Below are 5,782 nucleotides of genomic sequence, written 5' to 3' on the forward strand. Positions count from 1 at the left end.
GAAGGATATGGCTCACATCTATCTGGACGAATTGCAACACCTGGCGGCGGCCGGCCTGGCCGCCGCCGGCGCCAATCCCGCCATGGCCGACAGCACCGCGCGCGCGCTGGTCTTCGCCGAAAGCCAGGGACTCAGCTCGCACGGCCTGTCGCGCGTGCCCTTCTATGCCGGCCATCTGCGCGCCGGCCGCGCCGTGGGTTCAGCCGTGCCGCGCATCGTGCGCGAACGCGGCGGCGCGGCGCTGATCGACGCCGGCTCGGGGCTGGCCTTTCCCGCCTGCGCGCTGGCCGTCGAGCAGGCCGGCCTGCGCGCCCGCGAGCACGGCGTGGCCTTCATCGGCGTCGCCAACAGCCACCACTTCGGCGAGGCCGGCTACCACCTGGAAGCCATGGCCGACCTGGGCCTGGTGGGCCTGGCGCTGAGCAACTCACCCGCCGCCATGCCTGCCTGGGGCGGCAAGCGGCCGCTGTTCGGCACCAATCCCATCGCCGCCGTCTTTCCCCGGCGCGGCGGCGCGCGGCTGGTGATCGACCTGTCGCTGTCGCAGGTGGCGCGCGGCAAGCTGATGATCGCCGCACGTGACAATCAGCCCATTCCGCTGGGCTGGGCGCTGGACGCCGACGGCAATCCCACCACCGATCCCAAGGCCGGCCTGGCGGGCAGCATGCTGCCCGCCGGCGGCGTCAAGGGCGCCATGCTGGCGCTGATCGTCGAGCTGCTGGCCTGCGCCCTGACCGGTTCGCACTTCGGCTTCGAGACCGAGTCCTTCTTCGTCGACGAAGGCGGCCCGGCGCGCCTAGGCCAGGCCTTCATGGCGATCGACCCCGGCGCCCTGGCCGGCAACGATGCCTACCTGGAACGGGTGGAGACGCTGGTCGACGTCATGCTGGAAGATGAACACGTGCGCCTGCCCGGCGACCGCCGCCGCAAGCTGCGCGACGAGGCGCTCAAGCACGGCGTGGAATTGCCCGAGGCGCTGATGGCGCAGCTGCGCGCCATGGCGGGCGCATCATGATCCGGAATGCGGCGGGTGAAGCCGGCGTAACCCTTTGCGCAATGGATTGCCGCGAGCTCGCTCCACGTCATCCAGGGCCTGCAAGAACCCGTCTGGATCGTCCTCCAGCAACGCAGCCGCCAGATAATGCGCGCAGGTCTCGTCGTCGACAAGATAGTACGCAGGGTCGAAGTTTCGCAGCGTGATCGAAGGCATGCGCCAGAGTGTCTGTCAAAGCGCTCAAAGGGCATACCGAAGCACGCTGGATTTCAGACGCTTCCCCGGTCACTGCCCGTGACTGAACCACAGCATCAACGGCGCCAGCAGCAGGAACACCACCGTCGACACCAGCACCGCCCCGGCGGCGGTGTCGCCCAGGTCCGTATGGCGACGCGCGTACATGTAGCTGACCACGGCGCAGGGCATGGCCATCTGCAGCGTCAGCGCGCCGGCCAGGACGGCCTCCAGGTCCAGCGCCCACACCACCAGCAGCCCGGCGGCCAGCCCCGTGACCAGGCGAATGGCCGCCACCTTGGCGCCGTCGCGCACGCCGCCTGACGGGATCAGCGCCAGCGCGTGTCCCAGGCTCAGCAGCATCAGCGGCACGGTGACCGCGCCCAGCATGCGCGCGGTCTCGATCAGCCAGTCGGGCACGGGCACGTGCGCCACGCGCATGCCCACCGCCGCCAGCGAGGCCAGCAGGATCGGGCTTTTCCAGCTGCCGCGCGTGTTCACGCCGGGCAATAGCCGCACCGCGACCGTGTGCATGATGAAGGAGTTCACCGCGAAGAAGGCCACCGCCACCGACAGGCCCGCGTCGCCAAAGGCCAGCTGCGACATGGGCAGCCCCAGGTTGCCGGCGTTGGGCAGGAAGGCGGTGGGCAGCAGCGTGCGCACCGGCAGCTTCAGCAATTTGAGCAGCAGCGCGCCGGCCAGCGCGCACAGCAGCAAGGCCAGCACCGTGGCCGCCGCCACGTCGGCCAGCGCGCGATCGTCCAGCCGCGTGGTGACGAAGGTATGAAATACCAGGGCCGGCGTCGTCACCGACGTGACCAGCGTGGTGATGAAGGAGCCCCCGAACGGCAGGTCGCGCTTGCCCCAGTAAACGCCGATGCCCACGCAGAACAGCAGGGGCAGCATTAGCACGATGGCCGAGAGATAGAACTGGACGATGGCCGGCATGCGACGATTCCGTCAAAGATCAAGAAGCCAATACGTACAGGCGCGAAGGTTTGCGGCTTCCCGGGATGGCGGCCGAACATGGCCCGCATCATCCACCCGCCAGCGCCCGCCGGCGCCCGACGCCATGCCGCAATCCATCCCCGGCTCCGCCGACCATCCCGCCGATGCGCCGGCCGATGTCCCGCCCGCCCATGCCGACGCCGCGCCATGCGCGCGGCCCGCCGCCCTGCCGCTGTCGCCTCGGCAGGCCCAATGCCTGCGCTGGGCGGCCATCGGCAAGACCAGCTGGGAAACCTCCCGCATCCTCGGCCTGAGCGAAAGCACGGTCAACTTCCACCTGCGCAATGCCTGCGAGCGGCTGGGCGTGCGCGGACGACGCGCCGCCGTGGCCAAGGCCCTGCAGGAAAAACTGCTGGATGCGTTCACGGCGTCTTCTTAAGCACGACCGAATCCAGGAATTCGCGCGCGCGCTCGCGCGGCAGCCCCTTCTCGCTGCCGGCCGCGATGGCCTCGATCAGCATGGTGTCGGTCACCCAGACCCGCGCCAGCATCCAGAAGGGCTGCCCGCCGCTCTGGCCCCGTATTTCGATGTCCTGGCCATAGGGCGGGAACTCCAGCGGCGGCTGCACCTGCAGGTTCAGGTACAGCGAACGCATCGCCGCCACGCCCAGCCCCCGGCTCGCGCCCGGGCTGGCGGCGATCTCCGCCGGCAGCGGCGACGAGACCACGGCGAACATGCCCTCGCCGACGGTGGCGCTGGCCATGGTGACGGGCATGGTCATGGTGTCGACCCGGGTGTCGCGGGTCTCGGTCTTGACCGTATCGGGAAAGGCGGCCCGCACATGGCCGCCGGCCACGTCGAGCTCGCGCCAGTTGTAACTGGGCGAGCAGGCCACGATGGCAGCCAGCACAACTATCGCGCCGGCTTTCTTGAACATGAAACGAAACAGCGATGAAATCGTCATTGCCCGCAGGACCTCATGGCCTGTTCATACCGAGGAAGCCAGAAATTGTCGCCGATTTCGATGACCCCCGCGCCCGACGGCACGCCATTGGCCAATTATCTCTGGCCGGCCGCCCCCAACGTTCCCCCGCCGATCGACGGCCCGGGCACGCCCAGCATCTACCTGCTGCATGGCCTGAGCGAGCATGCCGGCCGCTATGACCGGCTGGCCCGCTGGCTGACCGCGCGCGGCTGGGTGGTGGGCGCGCACGACCACCGCGGCCATGGCCGTTCCAGCGGGCGGCCCGCCACGCTGGTCCAGGAAGACGACCTGGTGACCGATGCCGTGGACCGACTGCAAGCCTGGACCCGCGCGCAGGGCCGCCCGCCCATCCTGCTGGCCCACAGCCTGGGCGCGCTGGTGGCGGTGCGGATCGCGCTGCGGCGCCTGGTGGAACTGGACGCGCTGGTGCTCAGCTCGCCGCCCTTCGTGGTGCACGTGCCGCCCTGGGTGCGGCGCACGCTGACCTGGATGTCGCGCCACACGCCCGATCTGCGCGTGCCGCACGGCCTGGCGCCCGCCCGCATCTCGCACGACCGGGCCGTGGTCAAGGCCTACCGCAGCGATCCGCTGGTACGCCGCAGCATGACGGGCCGGCTGGCGCGCTTCGTCGACGAAGGCGGCGCCGCCTCGCTGCGCGAAGCCCATCAGCTGGCCTGCCGCACCCTGCTGATGGTGGCGGGCGACGACTCCATCGTGGCCGCCGAAGGCAGCCGCCAGTTCGCCCAGCGCGCGCCGGCCGAGCTGCTGACCCTGCGCTGGTACGACACCGCCTGGCACGAGATCTTCAACGAAACCGCCCCGATCGCGGACCCGGTCTACGCCGACCTGGACGAATGGCTGGCGCGCACCGCGCAGGCATTGTCCCTGTCCCCAGTATTGACTCCCTCGGCAGAGGAGGCCAGCACCCCGTAAAATCCGGCGACAGACCCGAACGAGAAGATTCCGTGACCGATACCGCCGCCAACCGCTACGCCCGCCTGGAAGCCAACCTGCCGCTGCTCAAGGACACCCTGCGGGGCATCGAGAAAGAAGGCCTGCGCGTGGACGGCCAGGGCAAGCTGGCCCTGACGCCCCACCCCGCCCGCCTGGGCTCGGCGCTGACCAACGAACACGTCACCACGGACTACTCCGAGTCGCTGCTGGAACTGATCACCGGCACCCACCGCGATGTCGACGCGCTGCTGGGCGAGCTCAGCGATACCCACCGCCACGTCTACAGCGTGCTCGGCCAGGAGCTGATCTGGAACCAGTCCATGCCGGCCACGCTGCCGGGCGAGGCGGACATCCCCATCGCCTGGTACGGCAGCTCCAATACCGGCATGCTCAAGCATGTCTACCGCCGCGGCCTGGCCGAGCGCTATGGCAAGACCATGCAGTGCATCGCCGGAGTGCATTACAACTACTCGCTGGCCGACGGACTGTGGGACGTGCTGGACACCGCGCCCGGCACCACCCAGGATCGCCGCTCGCGCGGCTATATCGGGCTGATCCGCAACTTCACCCGCTATTCCTGGCTGCTGATGTACCTGTTCGGCGCGGCGCCGGCGCTGGCGCGTGATTTCCTGCGCGGCCACGAACACCCGCTGCAAAGCCTGGGCGACCACACGCTCTACCTGCCGCACGCCACCAGCCTGCGCATGAGCGACCTGGGCTACCAGAACAAGGCCCAGTCGCAGCTCAAGCTCTGCTACAACGACCTGGACACCTTCCTGGGCCGCCTGTTCGATGCCGTCACCCAGCCCTGGCCCGATTACCAGAAGATCGGCACCCACCGCGACGGCCAGTGGATCCAGCTCAACACCAACGTGCTGCAGATCGAAAACGAGTACTACTCGAGCATCCGCCCCAAGCGCGCCACCGGCCGCTGCGAGCGCCCGATCACCGCGCTGGCCGAGCGCGGCGTGCAGTACGTGGAAGTGCGCTGCCTGGACATCGACCCCTACGCGCCGGTCGGCATCCAGGCCGAGACCGGCCGCTTCGTCGATGCCTTCCTGCTGTTCTGCGCCGCCTCCGACAGCCCCTACTTCCCCGCCAGCGGCTATTGCCAGCGCAGCGCCGACAACTTCTCCACCGTCGTCAAGGAAGGCCGCAAGCCCGGCCTGCAGCTGGACCGCGAAGGCCAGCCCGTGAGCCTGGCGCAATGGGGCAACGAACTGCTGGACCGCATCGCGCCCTATGCCGCCCTGTATGACTCGGCGCTGGGCGGCGACGCCTACGCCCGCGCGCTGGCCGCCCAGCGCGCCAAGCTCGGCGATCCCGATGCCACGCCCTCGGCGCGCCTGCTGCGCGAGCTGGTCGACGGCGGCGTCTCGTTCCACGACTACTCGCTGGACCTGAGCCGCAAGCACGCCGAGGCGCTGCGCGCGCAGCCGCTGCCAGCCGCGACCGCCGCCGCCTACGAACAGGCCGCGCGCGATTCGGCCGCCGAGCAGATCCGCATCGAGCAGGCCGACACCGAGGATTTCGACACCTATGTCGCCCGTTACCACGCCGCGCTCAAGGCGCCGCACAAATAAGGCGTATCGTTAGGGTTTTGGTCCGAGGCGCGGCTGTGCCCGCCGGCGGGCCGGTCGTCCCGTCACACCAGGAGGTCTTACCC

Annotated in this window: 7 protein-coding genes; 4 read left to right on the top strand and 3 right to left on the bottom strand. The window is 69.6% G+C overall.

The window, feature by feature from the left end; translation table 11 throughout:
* Positions 1 to 7 precede the first annotated feature (7 nt).
* A complete protein-coding gene (locus KDH83_RS28900) occupies positions 8 to 1,015 on the top strand; it encodes an Ldh family oxidoreductase (protein ID WP_212322160.1) in 1,008 nt (335 codons plus the stop codon).
* Here KDH83_RS28900 and KDH83_RS28905 read toward each other — a convergent pair.
* Both KDH83_RS28905 and KDH83_RS28910 read right to left on the bottom strand, forming a co-directional pair.
* On the bottom strand, positions 1,010 to 1,210 hold the full coding sequence (locus tag KDH83_RS28905) for a hypothetical protein (RefSeq protein WP_212322153.1): 201 nt from the start codon (positions 1,208 to 1,210) through the stop codon (positions 1,010 to 1,012). The genes KDH83_RS28900 and KDH83_RS28905 overlap by 6 nt on opposite strands.
* A gap of 69 nt (positions 1,211 to 1,279) precedes the next feature.
* A complete protein-coding gene (locus tag KDH83_RS28910) occupies positions 1,280 to 2,176 on the bottom strand; it encodes an AEC family transporter (protein WP_212322155.1) in 897 nt (298 codons plus the stop codon).
* Between the two features lie 226 nt (positions 2,177 to 2,402).
* Here KDH83_RS28910 and KDH83_RS28915 point away from each other — a divergent pair, with 226 nt between their 5' ends.
* On the top strand, positions 2,403 to 2,615 hold the full coding sequence (locus KDH83_RS28915; protein ID WP_349291689.1) for a helix-turn-helix transcriptional regulator: 213 nt from the start codon (positions 2,403 to 2,405) through the stop codon (positions 2,613 to 2,615).
* On the opposite strand, the gene KDH83_RS28920 is transcribed toward KDH83_RS28915, so the two are convergent.
* Positions 2,599 to 3,141 carry a hypothetical protein gene (locus KDH83_RS28920; protein WP_212322157.1) on the bottom strand — a complete coding sequence of 181 codons (543 nt, stop codon included), beginning with the start codon at positions 3,139 to 3,141 and terminating at the stop codon, positions 2,599 to 2,601. The two genes, KDH83_RS28915 and KDH83_RS28920, sit on opposite strands and share 17 nt — an antisense overlap.
* A gap of 60 nt (positions 3,142 to 3,201) precedes the next feature.
* Here KDH83_RS28920 and KDH83_RS28925 point away from each other — a divergent pair, with 60 nt between their 5' ends.
* Positions 3,202 to 4,095: an alpha/beta hydrolase gene (locus tag KDH83_RS28925; protein ID WP_212322158.1), complete on the top strand. Its 894-nt coding sequence runs from the start codon at positions 3,202 to 3,204 to the stop codon at positions 4,093 to 4,095.
* A gap of 32 nt (positions 4,096 to 4,127) precedes the next feature.
* A complete protein-coding gene (gshA, locus tag KDH83_RS28930) occupies positions 4,128 to 5,699 on the top strand; it encodes a glutamate--cysteine ligase (protein ID WP_212322159.1) in 1,572 nt (523 codons plus the stop codon).
* The last annotated feature ends 83 nt before the right edge of the window (positions 5,700 to 5,782 follow it).

The sequence above is a fragment of the Achromobacter sp. Marseille-Q0513 genome, assembly GCF_018195695.1.
Taxonomy (GTDB): Bacteria; Pseudomonadota; Gammaproteobacteria; order Burkholderiales; family Burkholderiaceae_B; genus Achromobacter.